The organism is Anaerocolumna cellulosilytica, assembly GCF_014218335.1.
Taxonomy (GTDB): domain Bacteria; phylum Bacillota; class Clostridia; order Lachnospirales; family Lachnospiraceae; genus Anaerocolumna; species Anaerocolumna cellulosilytica.
Genome location: NZ_AP023367.1, coordinates 5,176,476 through 5,197,067, shown reverse-complemented (window position 1 = coordinate 5,197,067; position 20,592 = coordinate 5,176,476). Strand labels below are relative to the sequence as shown.

The following is a 20,592-nucleotide window of genomic DNA, read 5'->3' as shown; positions in this document are numbered from 1 at the left end:
TAATAAAACTATAAAAAGAAAGGATGCCACAGAGTTTTGTTTCACTCCTTTATTTGTGGCAATATGACAGGGCAAGCCTGTGATATCATGGTATAAATTATGATTTATAATATAGTAGAATTTGGTGCTATTGGTGATGGCATCACCAATGATTCCGCAGCAGTACAAAATGCAATTGATACTTGTCATGGGAATGGCGGAGGCAGGGTATACGTGCCCGGTGGTAAAGTGTTTAAGGTTGGTTCTATTTTATTAAAATCCTATGTGGAGCTTCATCTGGCAGCAGGTTCTGTATTAAAAGCCAGTGATAATCTTGAGGATTTTCTGCCCGTTGAGCCGGGAATGGAAGTAAACAGTAACACAGGAGTTCCTTCCTATATCAATTGTGAATATAACGGAAAACCGTTTCATTACTTTATCTATGGTAAGGATGCAGAGTACGTAAGTATAACCGGTTCTGGCAAGATTGACGGAACGGAGGAAGTTTTCCATGGAGAAGAGGGTACCTATCATATAGAAGGTACCTATTATCCAAGAATTCCAATGGTATTATTTGAAAACATCAGCCAATTAACCGTTAAAGGTGTTACTATGTCAAAATGCGGTTTTTGGACGCTGCATATGGCAGGCTGCCAGGATGTACTAATTGATGGTATTCGTATTATAAATAGCTTAAAGATGGCTAACTCTGACGGTATTGACCCAGATCATTGTAAAAATGTTAGAATCGTCAACTGCCATATCGAATGTGCAGATGACTGTATTGTATTTAAGAATACAGCGGGCTATGAAAAGTATGGCTCCTGCGAGAATATTGTGGTAACCGGCTGTACATTAATTTCTACCAGTGCTGCAATCAAGTTCGGAACGGAAAGTGTTAGTGACTTCAGAAATATTATTGTGGATAACTGTAATATCAGCAGAAGTAACCGTGGAATATCTTTACAGCTTAGAGATAGAGGAAATATTGAAAATGTCATTTTCTCTAATATCAACATTGAAACCAGAAGATTCTCTGAACAATGGTGGGGAAGGGCAGAACCTATTTATGTAACTGCGATTGACCGTAAGGCAGGTGTAAAAGCGGGACATATTAAAAATGTAACCTTTAAGAATATCAACTGTAAGAGTGAAAATGGTATCTTTATATCCGGCAGTAAAGATAATTATATCGAAGACATTAATTTTGAAAATATTCGTCTTAACCTTTTAAAGTCCTCCAAATGGCCGGTGGACAGCTATGATATTCGTCCTTGTGATGGAATGGGTATTTTAAAAGGAAAAGTACATGGCGTATATTTAGATTATGCAAAAGAAATTAGCTTTAAGAAGATAAAAGTTACGATAGATGCATCCATGGAAGAATCTGTAGATAAGAAAGTAGAAGTAAGACAGGTTGAAAGCTTGGTATTCGAAGAAGCATAGGTAAGAGACAAGGAATGAACGGATGAGTAATTTTATAAAGATTTGAACGTAAAGAGGTGAATGATGAAAAGTAAAGACATAAATATACGTGATCCATTCGTGCTGGTATATGATGGAAAATACTATTTGTATGGAACCAGAGGTGCAACAGCCTGGGGGCTTGCAGATGGTTTTGATGTATATGTGGGAACAGACCTAGAAAACTGGAGTGAGCCGATAGAAATCTTTCATAATAACGGAGATTTTTGGGCAGACAGAAATTATTGGGCACCGGAGGTTCACTATTTTAACGGTGAATTTTATCTATTTGCAACGTTTAAATCAGAAACCAGCAGAAGGGGAACCCAGATATTAAAAGCTTCAAGTCCCGTTGGACCGTTTCAGGTACACAGTGACGGACCGGTTACACCTGGGGATTGGGAATGTATAGATGGTACCTTTTATTTGGATCAGAACGGAACACCTTATATGATTTTTTGTCACGAACACAGACAGGTAATAGACGGAAGCATGTGTATTATGGAATTGATGCAGGATTTAAAGAAAGCGGACAGCGAGCCTGTGGAAATCTTTAAAGCATCATCAGCACCCTGGGTGGTACCGTTAGCAGATAACCATTATATTACCGATGGTCCGTTTATGTACCGCTGTAAGGACGGAGCTTTGCTGATGATTTGGTCAAGTTTTGGGAGCGAAGGCTACACAGAGGCTATTGCAAGATCTGATAACGGCGAAATAACAGGTAACTGGATTCATGAACCGGAACTGCTGTTTAAAAAAGATGGTGGTCACGGTATGATTTTTAAAAGTCTTGAAGGAGATTTGTTTTTAACACTACACTCACCAAATGAGACGTTAGAAGAAAGACCTTGTTTTTACCGGTTAAGAGATGAGAATAATACTCTTACATCTTTATCCAGACTTTCTTAAACGTCTGCCAGGTAATGTCACCATAATATATAGTGGAATAATTGGATGAAAACTGCCTTTAGTTTATATAAATTAACAATGGATTTTTAAAAGTATTATGCTATACTTAAAATATGTTTAATGAATTGATACAGTGAAAGATATGTTGGCAATATTATATCTTTTACTGTATCTTTCACATGTATAGAAAAAGGGCGGATAAAAATATGTTGAATCAGTACGTAAGAGATTTAAAAAAGGAATTTACAGGGTATAATACTTCAAAGTTTATGAAGGATTTGCTGGCGGGAATTACTGTAACAGCAGTTGCCTTGCCTCTGGCACTGGCCTTTGGTGTATCCAGTGGTGCAGATGCGGCAGCAGGACTTATTACAGCCATTGTGGCAGGCTTTTTCATTAGTGCGCTGTCCGGGGGGTATTATCAGATATCCGGTCCAACCGGAGCTATGGCTGCGATTTTGATGTCCATAACAGCAAGTTATCACATACAGGGTGTTTTTATTGCTACCTTACTTGCAGGTATCCTTTTGCTGCTTGCAGGGGTTTTGCATTTGGGAAAGATTACTTCCTGGATTCCCGCACCGGTAATTACAGGTTTTACCTCCGGCATAGCCATTATTATAGCTCTTGGACAGGTAGATAATTTCTTTGGCGTTACCTCGGAAGGGGAAACTGCCATTGCAAGGCTCATAAGCTATTTTAAGCTTGGCTTTGCGCCGGATTATGCATCTGTGTGCCTTGGTATCTTCGTAGTACTGTTTATGATATTTTATCCGAAGAAATTAAGCAGTATAGTTCCGGCTTCACTGGTTGCCATTATACTTGCTACCATGACTTCTATTGTTTTACAGCTTGATGTAAAAATGGTTGGGGAGATACCAAAAACCCTTCTTCCCAAAGAGAGACTTCATCTTACAGACATTCATATGCAGCAGATAAAAGGATTGTTTGCTCCGGCGGTAAGTATTGCTATGCTTGGAATGATAGAGAGTTTATTATGTGGAGCTTCTGCAGGCCGAATGGCAAAGGCAGCCATGAATAGTGACCAGGAACTGGTGGCACAGGGAATCGGAAATATAATCCTGCCTTTCTTTGGAGGAATTCCTGCAACGGCAGCCATAGCAAGAACAAGTGTAGCCATTAAATCCGGTGCGCAGACACGTTTAACTGGTATCTTTCATGCAGTTGGTTTGCTTTTGGCTATGTTCGCGCTGGGGCCGTTTATGTCTAAAATACCGCTGGCAGCATTGGCAGGGGTGTTAATGGTTACCGCCTGGCGTATGAATGAATGGTCTGCCATTCAATATATATTTTCACATAAGTTTACAGGTGCCATGCTAAAGTTTTTTATTACAATGGCGGCAACCGTAATACTAGACTTAACGATGGCGATTGTTATAGGCATTTTGGTTGGACTTGTTTTATTTATAGTCAGAAGTACTGCAATAGAGATTACCGCTGAAGATATTAAGCCGGAGCGCATTGGTATGAAGGATTATACGATAGAGAACGGTTGTGTGATTTATGTTACGGGACCTATGTTTTTTATGACGGCAGATACTTTGAACCAGAAGTTAAAAGAAATCAAAGAGAAAAATCTTGTTATCTTCTCCTTGCGTGGAGTACCTATGGCAGATATAACCTCCGTAGGTATCTTGCTGGATTTTTATAAGCAGGCAAAAACAGAAGGGAAACAGGTAGTCTTTTCTTCCTTACAGCCTTCAGTAAGAAGGATCTTTGAGCAGGCAGGGCTTGTGGAAACAGCAGGTGAGAAAACTTTTTATTTTAGCGTGGATAAAGTATTAAAAGAGATGCTAGTAGTAAATGCAAAGCCTGTAAAGGCATAAACCAGGAACTACGTATAAGAGACTTTTTTTATACATACACTTAAAAAGACATACAGAGCATTTGGTACGTTCCATCTGTTTGAATTGCTCTAACAGGAATTAGAAAGGTAATTATGGATTATTTTAAAGAAGTACTATTAAATAAAGGGTTAAGTGATAAAGTATCCGGGTATCTGGCAGGGGTTATTGTGATTTTTTTATTATTGGCACTAGTAGGGGTAATACAGCTGATTGTAAAGAAAGTGTTTCTTAAGATTCTCACCCATTATATTAACCGCAACAAGTTCAAGTGGGATAATATTATGCTTAACCGCAAGGTATTTCACCGGTTAGCTGATTTAATACCGGCAATCATCGTGAACGCGTTTGCACCAGTCTTTGAGCAATATAGCCAAAGCATAAGAAGACTTGTTATGACTTATGTCTTTCTTGTTATTGTTTTTATCGTAAATGGTGTATTGGATTCTGTCGATGATATATACCGAACTTATGCCATCTCCAAAATCCGTCCGATAAAAGGACTTTTACAGATAATTAAGATTATCTTCTATATTATAATGGGAATTGTAATAATGGCTAACTTAATGGGTGAAAATCCTTTGGTGCTGTTAAGCGGTATAGGTGCTTTAACGGCTGTTATTTCCCTTGTATTCAAGGATTCTATCTTGGGCTTTGTAGCTGGGATTCAACTAACCTCCAACCAGATGTTAAGAATCGGTGACTGGATTGAAATGACAAAGTATGGTGCGGACGGAGATGTTATTGAAATTACCTTAAATACTGTAAAGGTACAAAATTTTGATAAAACCATAGTAACTATTCCTGCTTATGCACTTGTTTCAGACTCCTTTAAAAACTGGAGGGGAATGCAGGAGTTTGGAGGAAGGCGTATAAAACGTTCCCTTTATATTGACATGACAAGCATTGGGTTTTGTACCGAAGATATGCTAAAACGCTTTAAGAAGATACAGAATCTCTCTGACTATATTGTGAAAAAAGAAGCAGAAATTAACAATTATAATAAGAAATACAGAACCGAGGAATCCATGGTAAATGGCAGGCATTTGACCAACATCGGAACCTTTCGGGAGTACATTAGCTGTTACCTTAAAAGTCACTCCGGTATTAATCAGGACATGACGTTAATGGTTAGGCAGCTTGCACCGGGAGAACATGGGCTGCCGTTAGAAATATATGCTTTTACAAAAGAAGTAGCCTGGGATTATTATGAAGGAGTGCAGTCAGATATTTTTGACCATCTATTAGCGGTTGCGCCTGAATTCGGGCTTCGGTTATTCCAGTACCCTACTGGTTATGATATAAAATCTAGTGTAAAATAAAGAACAGTAAAGAATTGGTAGTATTAAAAACCATATGACATAGTAAAAAAAACAAAAGCTGCAAGATATATTAAAATTAAGTGTATTAGTATCTGAAATATGACAACATTAAAGGTAAACATCAATTTAGAAAAGAGGATACTATGTATAAACCACTTAAAATAGGAAATTTGACTGCAAAGCTGCCTATAATACAGGGCGGTATGGGCGTAGGTATAAGTTTAAGCTCATTGGCTGGTGCAGTAGCCGCAGAAGGCGGAATCGGAGTTATATCCACAGCTCAAATCGGTTTTTCGGAGCCGGATTTTAAGAAAAATCCATTGGAAACGAATCTTCGAATGGTTAGAGAACATATTAAGAGAGCAAGACAAATTGCACCGAAAGGGATACTTGGTGTAAATATAATGGTAGCCACCCAGAATTATGCCAGATATGTAAAGGAAGCAATCAAAAGTGGTATTGACTTAATTATATCCGGTGCCGGACTTCCGACTGAGTTACCTGAAATCGCTAAAGGTACAAAAACAAAATTAATTCCCATTGTGTCTTCCTTAAAGGCAGCTAGTGTAATTTTCAGGCTTTGGGATAAGAAGAACCAAACCACACCGGATGCTTTAATTATAGAGGGGCCAAAGGCCGGAGGGCATTTGGGGTTTTTACCGGAAATGCTTGAAGGCATAAGCGATGAGGCTTATGACGAAGAAATAAAAAGTATTATAGACTTAACTAAGGATTATGGCAGCAGGTACGGTAAACATATTCCTGTAATTATAGCCGGAGGGATTAAGAATAAGGTAGATATGGAGCACTACCTTAAGCTTGGAGCAGACGGTATTCAGGTGGCTACAAAGTTTGTAACAACAGAAGAATGTGATGCGGACATAAAGTATAAGCAGGCATATTTAGACTGTAAAAAAGAGGATATTATTATAGTAAAAAGTCCGGTAGGCATGCCGGGGCGGGCAATACGAAATGAGTTTGTGAATAAAACCCTAGAAGGCCCCATACCTGTTAGACGCTGTCACAATTGTATAAAAAGCTGTAATCCAGTGGATACCCCATATTGCATTACGGAAGCACTTGCCAATGCCGCTGTAGGCAATGTAGAAGAGGCACTCTTATTTTGCGGTGCCAACGCATATCTGGAGCAAAAGATACGAACTGTGAAAGAAGTACTTTCGGATTTCTTTTAGACGGTATCTATAGTAATCGTGTAGTAGAAAAGGGCTGTTGTAAATTCATTAGAATTACAATAGCCCTTTTCTGTACAGAGATCTACGAACCTTCCAAATATTACAAAAGTGTTGCATGTGTTCTAATACTTTGTTATTATGATAAAAATAGCAATATTATACGACAAATAGCATAAGAAACATTGTTGTGGTAAATGTACTATTGTAAGAAAATGTAATAGAAAAAGGGTGAAAGTATGGAAGTTGTTTTAAGAGCAGAAGGAATTGAAAAAGTTTATGGAAAAAAAGAATTATCAGTACATGCATTAAAATCTTCTAGCTTAGAAATCTGGAAGGGAACCTTTCATGCAATTATAGGTAAGAGCGGTTCCGGTAAATCTACACTTTTGCATATCTTGGGAGGACTTGATAAGCCTTCCGGCGGAAAAGTATATTTGGAAGGAGCCAGTATGTTTGACTTAAGAGACAAGGAGCTGGCAATTTTAAGACGCAGAAGAATTGGTTTTGTATTTCAGGCATTCAACCTCCTTCCGGAACATACAGTATTAGAAAATATATTAATGCCCATTCATTTGGATGGGAAAGAGATAGATCAGGAATACTTTGGTGCAGTAATAGAAGCCCTCGGAATTAAAGGAAAGCTTAACTTTTATCCGGATGAGTTATCAGGAGGAGAGCGTCAAAGAGTTGCCATCGCAAGAGCCCTGGCCTCCAAACCGGCTATTTTGCTTGCCGATGAACCAACCGGAAATCTGGATGAAAAAACCGGAAAAGAAGTACTTACGCTTTTGAAAACCTCATCAGAGAAGTTTGGACAGACGATTATAATGGTAACACATGATATGGAGATTGCAAAAAACGCCGACCGTATTATCACCATAGCTGATGGTCATATCACCTCCGTAGTAGAAAACAGAAAAGAGGCAGAGGCAAAAGAAGGCGGTGTACAATGAATTTAAGAGAAATAGCCAGAAGTGGAATGAAAGGTAGGAAAAAAGATACTTTATTACTAAAGGTCGTAATAACCTTAACCTTTGCATTTGTTACGGCTGCTATTTTATTTCAGGGAAGTACAGATAAGACAAAGTCAGAACAGCGAAAAACCCTATATGGTGCATGGCATGCCGCATATTTAGGGGGAACAGAAGAAATCCTTGAAAAATTAAGTCAAGAGCCGGAGGTAGATACAGTAAGTTCAAGTATCATTCTTGGAACCTCGGATAAGGTCGGTGTGCTTGGGACTTATGATGAGAAGTTGCAGGATATGGGACGCTTTACCTTATATAAAGGACATTTTCCGGAAAATGAGAATGAAATTGCAGTAGAGTTAAACCAATTAAGTCACTCAGGCTTAGAGCTTGAGGTAGGCCAAAAAATAAGTGTATCCATTGTAAATGTAACAGTAGATGAGGATTTGACAGAGCAAATGGTAGCATTAAGCCAGGAATATGCAGAGCAGGGAAGAGCCAGTTCCGGTAATAGATATCATGATACTCCCTCCATAAAAGTGGGCGATATTATGGTAGTAGTGTCCAATGATTATTACTACTATTATCCTATGGGTGAAGTCTCTGACCCGGAGACCATAAGAACCAAGGGCATGCTTCAATATCAGGAAGTGATACTGCAAAAGGAATTTACGATAAGTGGAATACTAAATACCTATACGGACAAATGGGACTTAGGAGAGCAGCCTGCACCAAATGCGTTTGTGAGCAAGGAAGCAGGAGAGCAGCTTCTTAAGGCCTTTTATAATAATGGTATTGCCAAGCTCTCAGAATTTAAGATGCCTTATAATATATTTCTACAATCCGAATCTCTTGAAGGTACTATTTATGAGAAGTTAGTAGCTGCATATCCGGATATGCCTAAAAAAGAAGTTAATATAACAAAAAACGCAGCCTCTATCTTTCTGACCTATGGAAATAAACTTTCTATGGATGAAATAAATCAATTACTAGCGTTTTATGAGAGCCAAGAGGAGGAAACAGCCGGTGTTACAGAGGGAGAAAAGCCTGCTACCTCTAATTATAGAAGAAATACATTCAGCTTTCCGCCTAACAGCGGCTCAACGGAATATGCCCTTACCCTTACCATACTAGGTATTATATTTGTAACAACCATTTGTGCGGTGTTTCAAATATTCCTGACACAGGTGAAGAGGAGAATTCGTAAAATAGTATTACTTAAATCCATTGGTGCTACAAAGCAGCAAATACTGATTATGATACTTTTTGAAGGATTATATCTGCTAAGGGCCGGCATATTATTTGGAGTAACAGCAGGCTTTATTATTACGGGAACAGCCATTACAGCTATGAATCGGTTTGGAGGAAATGCAATACACTTTTATATAAACTATCCTCTGCTCCTATTTGGCATGGCAGCCGGTACAGCGGCATTGTTTATTGGAATGATGATTCCTACAATAGCGGCAGTTAAGGTTCCCTTGGTAGGCACTATGTCTAAGCCGCCTAAACATAAGAAGATAAAGCATAAGGGAAAAGGCAGTCCTAAAGTGCATTACCAGAGTTTTCGGTATATAAGCTTTCAGTATTTTAGAATGAATATGGGAAAGAATATGCTTTCGTTTGGAGTTGCTACTTTTATTATCAGTATAATGCTTATTTCTGTTTTTCTGGCATCTTATTCATTCTCTACTTATAATACAACGGTAGAGTCCGTTAACAGACCGTCTTATACTATGGAGGCTATTTATGGTGAATCCCAAAAGTATATCAAAGAGATTAATGAAGAACTAAAAGAGATTGACGGTGTAGTAAATACAGATGTATTTAAGTATGGCAGAAAGCTGTATGTATGGCATGAAGGTATGAAAGAGAATGAGCTGCTTAATATATTTAAAAATGTGCTTCCTAACTCTTTGCAGGGAGAGTATTTTAGCAGTGCAGACCCGGAATTAAAAGAGGAAGAGGAATATATTAGTAATGCAATTTATTCTGAATATTATGCGGTTAACAATGATAGTGAACTGTATAAACACATAATTAATTCGGTACAAGAGGGAGAAGTTAATCAGGAAAGCTTTGAAAAAGGCGATGAAGTCATTGTATTGATGCCTTTAATAAAAAAAGACAGTACCATTCAAAAAAGAAAGCTGTCTTACAGTGAGATTACAACGGCAGTGACTTTGGAGCAGCGGATGCAGCTGGTACTTGAAAAAGGAGCAGGCCTGCGGACTTCTTTTGACAAGCGTTACAAGGACACTTACCAATTTCAGGATACCTTAAAACCGGGGGATATCTTATATCTATCCGCTGATGAAGAAAAAGTAGTGGGAGAGACTATAGTTGTCAGTCAGACCAGTAAAAAGGTAACGGTTGGGGGAATACTATATTATTTTATGGAAGAAGGCATCTGGCCATTTTCCGGTAATGTGAATAGTTATACTGTGATAGGGTCTGTTACAGGGATGGAAACTCTGTATGCAAAATCAAGACTTGGCTTATTCCGTTTATCTATTGAGCAGATGAAGGAAATGGTAGCAGCTCTATATCCTAACAGCTATGGCAGGACTTTATGGAAGATTGAAACAGGAAAGGTCGAGAATCCAGAGGTCTTAGATGCGACTCTTCTATCGTATGCAAACAATCGCGGGTTTACTCTTTATAACTACAGGGAGAGCAATGAGCAATTGTGGAAGGAAGCGTTTAATAATGCTTTGGTAATTGCTTTGCTGGGATTTACCTCGGCGGCGATTGGGTTTATAGTGCTTTATAATACCCTTGTATCAAAAATAGAACAGGAAAAGAACCGGATAGGTATCTTGCAGTCCATGGGTATTACACGAAGCCAGTTTGTGAAGCAGTATCTTACAGAGGGTTTTTTGCAGGGAATCATTGCAATTATTGTCTCAAACCTGTTACTGTTTTTGATTCTATTCATTATGACAATATGGAAGGTCGATTTGTCTTCCATGGACTTTAAAGGACTGCTTTATACCATAAAAGCTGAGAGCTTATGGAAGTATCCCTGGCTTCTCCATGGAGTGATATGTCTGTTGTACTTAATAATAACTGTATTTATTCAGTTTGTACCGGCAGGTAGAATTACAAAACTTTATCCGGTAGAAAATATCAGAAGTCTTGGAAGATAAACGGCACTGCACTCTAGAAAAATGAGAAAATGAAGGTTGCCAAGCTGAAAATTATATGTTATAATACTTACTTGTGATATGTTATACAAAAATTTCCTTGCTCTTTACACATAAACGGAATGGTTTATCGGCAAGCCACTCGGCAGCTGGGATAAAGGGCCAGAGACCAAAAGGAGGTGCAGACAACTATGAATCAATATGAATTAGCCTTAGTTGTAAATGCAAAAATCGAGGATGAAGCCAGAACAACAACTGTAGAAGCTGTAAAAGAGCTTATTGCAAGATTCGGCGGTACAGTTACTAATGTTGATGAATGGGGTAAGAAGAGATTAGCTTACGAAGTTCAGAAAATGAAAGAAGGTTTCTATTATTTCATCCGATTCGATGCTGATTCAACATGCCCAGGCGAAGTTGAAGATCGTATTCGCATAATGGAAAATGTAATCAGATTCTTATGCATTAGACGGGACGCATAATAAAGGAGGTTTTCTTTAGTATGAACAAAGTCATTTTAATGGGTCGCTTAACAAGAGACCCGGAAGTCAGATATTCTCAAGGTGAGAATTCTATGGCAATTGCTAGATACTCATTGGCAGTTGACCGCAGATTTAAAAGACCCGGAGAACCGGATGCAGATTTTATCAACTGTGTATCATTTGGTAAGGCTGCTGAATTTGCGGAAAAATACTTAAAACAAGGGACTAAAATTGCTGTTACCGGACGTATCCAGACTGGTAGCTATACCAACAAGGATGGAGTTAAAGTATATACAACCGATGTAGTAGTGGAAGAACAGGAATTTGCTGAAAGTAAAGCAGCAAGCGGCGGTGATTCAGGCTACCAACAGACATCAAGGCCGGCTCCAAGCCAGGCTGCTGGTGACGGTTTTATGAATATACCGGACGGTTTAGATGAAGAACTTCCATTCAATTAAGCATTAAGAATAATATATGAAATAAAAATATATTTATCGGATAAGGAGGTCAGTTATGGCATTTAATAAAAATGACAGAAACGATAGAAGTGATAAAGGCGATTCTCCAATGAAGAGAAGAACCACTCGTAGAAGAAAGAAAGTTTGTGTATTTTGCGCAGACAAAAACCATACTGAAATTGATTATAAAGACGTGAACAAATTAAAGAGATATGTATCTGAAAGAGGTAAAATTCTTCCTAGAAGAATCACAGGAAACTGTGCAAAACATCAGAGAGCTCTTACAGTAGCTGTTAAGAGAGCAAGACACATCGCTTTAATGCCTTACACTTTAGATTAATGTTTTGGAGTGATATGCCTTAGCATATCAGTGAACACCTAACACATTAGAATTAAGACCAGTAAAATAAAGGTTTAGAGAATGTAAGAGGTCGTAGTATACGATTTGTACACATTTTGAATAAGAGATGATAAAGCCGTTATATGACTTAGGTTGTATAGCGGTTTTTGCTTAGAAAATTGATTAGGATAGTTTATTAAAATTTTTAAAATATTAAACCAAATATATAAAAGGAAAGGGTTTTATTATGAATAAAAATAGATTTAAACTTATTACCTGTATTATAGTATTGTTCACAATAACTATAGTAGCAAATCCGAAAGTTTTAGCATCAGAGACAAAAGTAGAATATACTATGAAAAAAGATAAAGTAACGTATAAAGATAAAGAAGGAATAGTTAGAGGGGTAGTATCTTTTCAATACCCGGAAATTAAAGGTTCATCAAGTGAAATAAAGAAAATAAACGATACATTAAAAGCGGAAAGTGAAGCATATATGCAGTCGGAGACTGCGCAGAGTCTAAAGGATTACACAGATATATCCATAGATAATAATGCTTTTAAAAATATAGATGATACATATTATTATAAGACCACTTGTAAGGTAACTTATAATAACAATTCCATAATCAGCTTACATATGAAGAACTCCTGGTACGCTGGTGGCATTTATGAACAGAGTGACTACGGATTCACTTATGATATAAAAACTGGTAATAAATTAGGATTAAAAGACGTAGTTTCGGGTGATGCGAAATCCATTAAAAATAAAATAGTAGCTAGTGGTAAAAAGTATCTTACGACTGACGGTGTTTTGGACCAGAAGGCTTATGATATTATTAAATCGTATAAACTAAAAGACTATAAATTTTATTTAAGTAAAAATAAAGTATATATCTGTTTTGAAAGTTATGAACTAGGAATGAACAGATGGGACATTTTCTCAATAAAGAGTAAGTTTAAATAAATTCTAGGAGTTCAACTTTAATTTATTCTAGTTTGAAATATAGCCATTGTATGACCTAAGTTGTGCAGTGGCTTTTTTTTGACATTTATTACAGATTGAAATTATTCTTACACATGATACAATATTTTATGTAAACAAATTATGTAAACCTTATAACGATACAACTTAATGTAGACAGAATGAAAAGTTGATATTGGAGGAGATAAAGGAGAAATGACTTGTGAGCATAAAAGGGAAACGAATTTTTGGAATATTTCTATTGGCAGGTCTGTTAGCAATAATAAAGAGTGCATCAGCAGACGCTTATGTCGGCAGTATTTTTACTTATACCTATGATAATCAAACAATAAGCTATAAAGTCCTGCGCGAGCCAACAGAAACAGGGAACGGAACAGCAGAGGTAATATACTGGGACGGAGTGAATCAGAAATTAACTGGGGATGTAGTTATCCCCTCTACAGTAACTAATCAAAAAATGACTTATAACGTGACTCGTATTGGTGGAGATGCCTTTGTAGAAGCGCAAGGGCTAACTAGTATAAAGCTTCCGGATAAGATAGTATTTATTGGTGCAGATGCTTTTAGAGACTGTAGTAGTTTAGTTAGTATCAATATACCCGACGGGGTTACAGCCATAGAAAACAGTACGTTTTCGGGCTGCAGCAACTTGGTAAGTATATATTTACCCGATAAGGTGTCCTACATTGGTAACTATGCCTTCACTGATTGCAGTAAGCTTACAGGGATAAACCTGCCAAACAGTCTTAAAAAAATAGGCAGTGGAGCATTCTCAGGGTGCAGCAGTCTGACATATGTAAACATACCGGAAGGAATTACTACCATCGAAAATGGCTTGTTTCAGGACTGTATCAAATTAACATGGGTTTCCTTGCCTGAAAGCATTACTAGTATCGGCAGCAAAGCTTTTTACAATTGCAGTCGCTTAAAGAATGTTCATTTGTCTGATGAGATTACATCCATTGGAGAGTATGCATTTTATAATTGCGCTAGTTTAACCAGCATTAAAATACCCTATAAAGTAACCAAAATAGAGAATAGAACCTTCTTGCTATGCAGTAATCTAACTAAAATAAGAATTCAGAATAAGGTTACCAGTATAGGCGACTTTGCATTTTACGGCTGTAACAGTTTAATAAATGTAAACATACCAGAAAGTGTAACCAGCATAGGCGATTTTACCTTTTCAAACTGCGAAAGCTTAAGACCTCTTAGAATACCTGAATCTGTAATAAGCATAGGAAAAGGTGATTTTCCTTACACGGGTGTGCTGGTATATAAGAATTCATTTGCAGAAACTCATTTTAGGAAAAACCATCCGGAATATTATCAGATTATCAAGATTCCGTTGAAAGAGATGTTCTTTCCGGAAGTGGTTAAGAACATAAACATACATGATTCATTACGTCTGGAACCCATCTATTATCCTGCTAATAGTTCGGAGATAAATAGTAAAGTTGTCTGGAGCAGTTCTGATCCACAGGTTGTATCAGTTGATGCCGACGGTATTATAAGGGGGTTAGCAGCCGGGGAAGCGGTTATTACCGCCGCTATGGGAAATTATTTAGAGACCTGCAAGATTATTGTAGGTGGTGCGGTTGTTAATCCAACCTCCATTCAATTCCCAAGCAGCCGGCAGGATATGATAAAAGGTGATTCAGCAAGACTCTCTGTAAATTTTACACCGGCAGAGACTACAAACCGAGCCATAAAGTGGACAAGTTCAGATAATTCAGTGATCATTGTGGATAATGGACGTATTTATGCTAAAAATTCCGGCACAGCAACCATAACTGCTGTATCGGCAACCGGTTCCGTAGAATGCAAAATTACGGTTCGTAATCCATTAAAAGAAATTTATTCTGACTATAACGAAGTGACGTTAAATCAGGGGGAAAAGAAAAAAATTGCGATATCTTATGATCCAATGGATACAACGGATGACAAAACTATTTCCTGGAGCATAGAGGATTCCACCATTGCTTCTATAGAACATGGCGTTATAACGGCAGTTAAACCGGGAAATACAAAAGTAACGGCAGTTGTCGGCAGCTTTACACATAGTATACCGATAAGGATACTAGCACCTATCAAATCATTATTATTTGCACAGAATTCGGTATCATTAATAGCAGGACAATCGAGGGCTGTACCACTTGCAATTAAACCAATCGAAACAACCGATGATATTATAATTACTTCTTCCGATGAAACGGTTGCCACGTATTCTAAAGGGACCATTACAGCTAAAGGGCGGGGAAGAACTATAATTACTGCCACAAGTGGTTCCTTATCTGCAACCTGTGTAGTTACTGTCAGTACGGATATAAAAAGCATAGCAATAAGCAAGAAAAGCCTTACCTTAAATATAGGGGTAAGTAGCACATTAACCGTAGCTTACAATCCGGCAAATCCTGCTGATGATAAGACGGTGACCTGGGCAAGCAGTGATAAATCTGTAGCAACAGTGGATGTAAAAGGGAAAGTAACACCAGTAGGAACCGGAAAGGCAACTATTACTGCAACTGTGGCTGGTGATAAAAAGGCAGTAAGTACGGTAACTGTTAAACTGTCTGTACCAACAACTGTAAAGGCAGTGTCTTCAGGGCATAATAAGGCTAAGATTTCCTGGAAGGCGGTAAGTGGTGCTTCCGGTTATGAAGTATATCAGGCACTTTCAAAAAGCGGCACTTACAAAAAAGTAAAGGTGACCACAGCAAAAGCTTATACGAATACTGGTCTTATTACGGGAACACCTTATTATTATAAAGTAAGGGCATACCGGTATAAAGGAAACAAAAAGGTATACGGCAGCTTTTCTGCTGTAGTTAATGTAAAGCCAATACCGTCTGCTCCTTCCAACGTTAAACTGGCTAAGACGGGTGCCGGCAAGATTAACTTTACCTGGAGCAAAGTTAATGGTGCATTTGGTTATGAAATATACAGAACTTCTTCTAAAAATTCGCCTTATAAAAGGGTGAAGGATACTACCTCCTATCATTATATCAATTATGGTTTAACGAAAGGAAAGACCTACTATTATAAAGTCAGAGCTTATAAAATGGTAGGTAATAAAAAGGTGTATAGTAAATTCTCCAAGACATTTACTATAAAAATGTAAAAACTATATAAGCCGTTGCTAACCATGTATATCGTCCTCCAGTTAACTGAACCAATTGCGGGCGCTACACTAAGTTGGCAGCGGTTTTATTGATAAATTTGGATTTCGTTGGGGATTTATGACGGAGCAGACAGAGAGGTAGTTGTGTTTGTTAGTATAATAATTACCAATGCCCAATGTCGAAAAAATAGTAAATTTGTTCTATTTACATTAGTGGATAAATCTGGTATAATGAACGTTGCTAAATAGGGTTAATAATACACAAAGGAGAGTTAGAAAATGAAAAAAAGAGTTTTAAGTTTACTATCAATTTTAATCGTATTAAGTTTCGCTTTAGTTGCATGTGGTTCAAAAGGTACTGCATCCAAATTAGACGGAACTACCTGGAATCTTTCCGGTGGAAAAGAAGAAGCATCAGGAATTGAAGTTACAGCAGATCAGATGGCAGCGCTAGGAATGGAAGAATTTAAATTTGATTTCAAACAAGGTGGAGTTGCTACTGTTACATTTGCAGGAGAGTCTGCTGATGGTACGTTTACTGAAAAGGATAACGAAGTTACGATTACCTCAGAGGGTGAAAGTATCACTGGTACTCTTGAAGATAACAAGCTGACAATTTCGCAAGATGGAATGACTCTGTATTTCGAAAAGAGTGAAAAATAAATATATGAATAATATGAACCGCTGCATAACTAAATTATGCAGCGGTTTTTGTTACCGACGTAGCCTTCTGTATAAACAGACAGAGGAGATGATTCCTATGAATGCTCATAGACCGAATATGATGCAAGCCTTTGACCGGATAAAAGTTAATAAAAATGGACAAATTAATTAGACTGGACTTCTTTGTGAATCTTATGACAAATAATATCTGTTTTAAATACTACACCAATATAAAATAAAGTTAATTATATAAAATTCTTAAACGAAAAAATAGTATTAACAGTACTATAACTTAAAAAAATAAACTTTTTTGACCCTAAACTTAATTTTATAAAGATAATATATTGAAAATAATTACATAATAATTTATAATTATGTAAGAGCAAGGCCGAAAGGGTAACGGTATCTTTGTGTTACCCTTTTTTATTTACACGAAAGTAAAAGGTATAAAGCAGTTTGTAATTGTAGTTTTCAAATAAAATATTTATACATTTCGTGCTGAATAAATATATAGTATCTGTTAAATAGATGCGCCAGGCTTTTGGTTGAATGAAAATAGAAAGAAAGGTGCCACAGATTTAATCATTCAACTTTATTTAGTGGCTATACCGCAAAGAAGCGGCGAAAAAGGGGCAAAAGTATGGATTATATTAACGAAATACTTGACATGGTAATTCGTAAAAATCCTTCCGAAAGCGAATTTCATCAAGCAGTAAAAGAGGTGTTGGAGTCACTTCGTCCAGTTGTTGAAGCCAATGAAGAAAAGTACCGTAGAGAAGCATTATTAGAACGATTGGTAGAACCTGACCGTCAGATTAAATTTAAGATTCCCTGGGTGGATGATAAAGGACAGGTACAAGTAAATATTGGTTACCGTGTACAGTTTAATAATGCCATAGGCCCATATAAAGGCGGATTAAGACTGCATCCTTCCGTTAATACAGGAATCATTAAATTCCTCGGTTTTGAACAAACATTTAAAAACTCTCTGACTGGTCTTCCAATCGGTGGTGCAAAGGGTGGCTCTGACTTTGATCCTAAAGGAAAATCAGATCGTGAAGTACTGGCTTTTTGTAAGAGTTTTATGACGGAATTATATAAATATATTGGTGCCGATACGGATGTACCTGCTGGGGATATCGGAACAGGTGCCAGAGAAATTGGTTATTTGTATGGGCAATACAAAAAGATAAAAGGAACTTATGAAGGTGTACTTACCGGAAAAGGCTTAACGTATGGCGGCTCTCTTGTCAGAACAGAAGCAACCGGTTATGGATTATTGTATTTAACCGACGAAATGTTAAAAGCGAACGGACATTCAATTAAAGGGAAAAGAGTTGCAATTTCTGGTTCCGGTAATGTAGCTATATATGCAGCCATGAAAGCAGAACAGCTTGGTGCAACAGTAGTGACAGTAAGTGATTCCAACGGTTGGATTTATGACCCGGAAGGCATTGATGTAGCTGCACTGAAAGAAATAAAAGAAGTAAAACGTGAGAGATTAACGGAATACCTAAAATATAGACCACAAGCTGAGTATAAAGAAGGCCGTGGTGTATGGAGTGTAAAATGCGATGTTGCGCTTCCTTGTGCAACTCAAAACGAATTACATTTAGAAGATGCAAAAGTTTTAGTAGAAAATGGATGTATTGCAGTGGCAGAGGGTGCAAATATGCCTACAACTCTGGAAGCGACACAATTTTTCTTAAATAATAAGGTATTATTCGCACCTGGAAAGGCCGCCAATGCAGGCGGTGTTGCAACATCCGCACTTGAAATGTCCCAGAACAGTGAAAGACTTAGCTGGCCTTTTGAAGAAGTGGATAAAAAGTTAAAGCAGATAATGGTTAATATATTTAAGAATATGTCTGAAGCAGCTAAGGAATACAATGCAGAAGGAAATTATGTATTAGGCGCAAATATTGCAGGCTTTCTAAAAGTTGCAGATGCTATGATGGCACAGGGAATCTGGTAATCAGTAATCTCTTCTGTTTTCTATAGTAAATTTCGAAACCATAGTCAGAAGACAGTTACCTAAATTACCTATTCTTTCACAATCTAATACAAAAAATAACCCTTTTAACCACATTATAATAGCAGGGGCTTATAGCCGGGATAGATGTGGCAAAAGGGTTATTTTTATAATTTTTTACAGAGTCTGTTCTGTCAATTCTTTTTCATACTCAATGATTCTCTCATTTAGAATTTCTAGTGTTTTTTGTTCCGTATATACCAGAGTGCTGTCCTTTAAGTATGTTAGAAAGCTGGAAAAAGATGAAGAAATACTTGGTTCGTCGAAAACCAGATGATACTTATCTCCGCTTAAGAGGTGAGTGTAAATAAAGACAATATAGGAACCTTCAAGAGCAGATACCACAATATTACCTGATACATGGAACTTGTCCGTGTTTATAATATGTGCTCGATAAGAGGTGGTTTTTATGTTTTCATAAAGCAGCTTAATCAGTTTAAGACAATCTTTTTTATCTAAGGGTGTATAAAATGCATCGGGAAGCTCAACAATGCGACCGGTCTTCCAGAAGAAATCAAGCCCCGCCTTTGTAAAATAGGAGCAGTATTCAAAGTCGACTGCAAGTTTTTCTATATAATTGCTCCTCTGCCTAAGAATAAAGCCTATAATTTCTCTTTTAAAAGGAATTTCAGAGATATACTTATTGAGGAGTTCCTGTGTAGCAAAGTACATAAAGCAAGGCTGTGAATAAAGGGAATGGGTTACATTAATATTACTTAATTCCTCTGGGTTCATGACTGGGTTAGAATATCTGGTGAAAACATCCAGTGGGTTTAAAATCTTTTCAGTCAGGGGAAAACAACAACTAAGAAGATTTTGATAGGTTTGCATATATATAGAATGAAACTTATGGTCCAAAAACAAAGTCGCCTGGCTGTAATCAGGGGATAGTCCAACCACTTTATCCGAGGTCAGCACCATATAGGGGAAAACGCAGATATTTTGATAGGAGGTATTTATCTCACCGTAATAAATATGTGCATTATAATGGCGGCAGGAGAAAAGAAGAGGTATCACGGTCTCCAAGCATTTCAGATTATATGTATTCTCATTGTTTTCGCGAAAATCTTTGCTAAAGCAGAATATATGCTCAATCTTTAAGACTGTATTACAGCTTCCAAGCGTCTGTAAAAGCTCCAATAAAAACCGGTAATCGGGCTGTATAATCATCTTAATGTAACCATTCTCTTTGGTCGCCTCATTTTCCAGGACGGCCTTTAAAACAGTATTAACATTTTGAGAGCCGGAAAAGGCAGTGGATTGTGAAAAACAGCTAAAATTATGTTGATACACCGATTTAATGGGAGGTGATGAAACATCCTTAAAGTTTTCAATAATATTTTTAACAGATAATATTCGCCTGTACACATCGCTTCCCAGGCGATCAATAGAATATAACTGCCGTAACTCCTCTGACTGTGCGGGTGTAAGGGCTAATGCTTTTATAATATTCTCCAGTATATCCTTGTTGGCGGGTATTCTCTTACCGGTAAGGATATGATGGAGAAAACTACGCTCCACACCGCTGGATTTTGATAACGACTGAATGGTTATATTAAGCTTACCAATATGGGCTTTCAGGGCCCCAGAAAGGTGACTCATATTTAAAACTCCTCCTACAAATGTTTTATTTAAGCATGACATATAAAGAAGAGGAGAAGACCC

At 37.4% G+C, this 20,592-nt stretch carries 15 protein-coding genes; 14 read left to right on the top strand and 1 reads right to left on the bottom strand.

Annotated elements, in window-relative coordinates:
• The first annotated feature begins 99 nt into the window (after positions 1–99).
• From acsn021_RS21705 to gdhA, 14 genes are all read left to right on the top strand, one after another.
• The gene (locus tag acsn021_RS21705) at positions 100–1,425 is read left to right on the top strand and encodes a glycoside hydrolase family 28 protein (RefSeq protein ID WP_184092161.1); all 1,326 of its coding nucleotides are present in this window, start codon (positions 100–102) and stop codon (positions 1,423–1,425) included.
• A 63-nt stretch (positions 1,426–1,488) separates the two neighbouring features.
• The gene (locus acsn021_RS21700) at positions 1,489–2,355 is read left to right on the top strand and encodes a glycoside hydrolase family 43 protein (protein ID WP_184092159.1); all 867 of its coding nucleotides are present in this window, start codon (positions 1,489–1,491) and stop codon (positions 2,353–2,355) included.
• A 206-nt stretch (positions 2,356–2,561) separates the two neighbouring features.
• On the top strand, positions 2,562–4,202 hold the full coding sequence (locus tag acsn021_RS21695) for a SulP family inorganic anion transporter (RefSeq protein ID WP_184092157.1): 1,641 nt from the start codon (positions 2,562–2,564) through the stop codon (positions 4,200–4,202).
• Between the two features lie 113 nt (positions 4,203–4,315).
• Positions 4,316–5,542, top strand: coding sequence for a mechanosensitive ion channel family protein (locus acsn021_RS21690; protein WP_184092155.1), 1,227 nt, complete (start codon positions 4,316–4,318; stop codon positions 5,540–5,542).
• 143 nt (positions 5,543–5,685) lie between these two features.
• Positions 5,686–6,735 carry an NAD(P)H-dependent flavin oxidoreductase gene (locus acsn021_RS21685; RefSeq protein ID WP_184092153.1) on the top strand — a complete coding sequence of 350 codons (1,050 nt, stop codon included), beginning with the start codon at positions 5,686–5,688 and terminating at the stop codon, positions 6,733–6,735.
• Between the two features lie 236 nt (positions 6,736–6,971).
• Positions 6,972–7,688 carry an ABC transporter ATP-binding protein gene (locus acsn021_RS21680; protein ID WP_184092151.1) on the top strand — a complete coding sequence of 239 codons (717 nt, stop codon included), beginning with the start codon at positions 6,972–6,974 and terminating at the stop codon, positions 7,686–7,688.
• On the top strand, positions 7,685–10,852 hold the full coding sequence (locus acsn021_RS21675; RefSeq protein WP_184092149.1) for an ABC transporter permease: 3,168 nt from the start codon (positions 7,685–7,687) through the stop codon (positions 10,850–10,852). The genes acsn021_RS21680 and acsn021_RS21675 overlap by 4 nt, the downstream gene beginning before the upstream one ends.
• A 188-nt stretch (positions 10,853–11,040) precedes the next feature.
• Positions 11,041–11,328 carry a 30S ribosomal protein S6 gene (rpsF, locus tag acsn021_RS21670; protein WP_184092147.1) on the top strand — a complete coding sequence of 96 codons (288 nt, stop codon included), beginning with the start codon at positions 11,041–11,043 and terminating at the stop codon, positions 11,326–11,328.
• A gap of 20 nt (positions 11,329–11,348) precedes the next feature.
• A complete protein-coding gene (locus acsn021_RS21665; RefSeq protein ID WP_184092146.1) occupies positions 11,349–11,786 on the top strand; it encodes a single-stranded DNA-binding protein in 438 nt (145 codons plus the stop codon).
• 55 nt (positions 11,787–11,841) lie between these two features.
• Positions 11,842–12,126, top strand: coding sequence for a 30S ribosomal protein S18 (gene rpsR, locus acsn021_RS21660; protein ID WP_184092145.1), 285 nt, complete (start codon positions 11,842–11,844; stop codon positions 12,124–12,126).
• Positions 12,127–12,373: 247 nt separating this feature from the next.
• Positions 12,374–13,093 carry a PdaC/SigV domain-containing protein gene (locus acsn021_RS21655; RefSeq protein WP_184092144.1) on the top strand — a complete coding sequence of 240 codons (720 nt, stop codon included), beginning with the start codon at positions 12,374–12,376 and terminating at the stop codon, positions 13,091–13,093.
• A 220-nt stretch (positions 13,094–13,313) separates the two neighbouring features.
• A complete protein-coding gene (locus acsn021_RS21650) occupies positions 13,314–16,232 on the top strand; it encodes a leucine-rich repeat protein (RefSeq protein WP_184092143.1) in 2,919 nt (972 codons plus the stop codon).
• A 279-nt stretch (positions 16,233–16,511) separates the two neighbouring features.
• The gene (locus acsn021_RS21645; RefSeq protein ID WP_184092142.1) at positions 16,512–16,895 is read left to right on the top strand and encodes a hypothetical protein; all 384 of its coding nucleotides are present in this window, start codon (positions 16,512–16,514) and stop codon (positions 16,893–16,895) included.
• Between the two features lie 640 nt (positions 16,896–17,535).
• A complete protein-coding gene (gene gdhA, locus acsn021_RS21640) occupies positions 17,536–18,870 on the top strand; it encodes an NADP-specific glutamate dehydrogenase (protein ID WP_184092141.1) in 1,335 nt (444 codons plus the stop codon).
• 174 nt (positions 18,871–19,044) lie between these two features.
• Here the strand turns inward: gdhA and acsn021_RS21635 are convergent, their stop codons facing one another.
• A complete protein-coding gene (locus acsn021_RS21635) occupies positions 19,045–20,529 on the bottom strand; it encodes a helix-turn-helix transcriptional regulator (RefSeq protein WP_184092139.1) in 1,485 nt (494 codons plus the stop codon).
• Between the last annotated feature and the right edge of the window lie 63 nt (positions 20,530–20,592).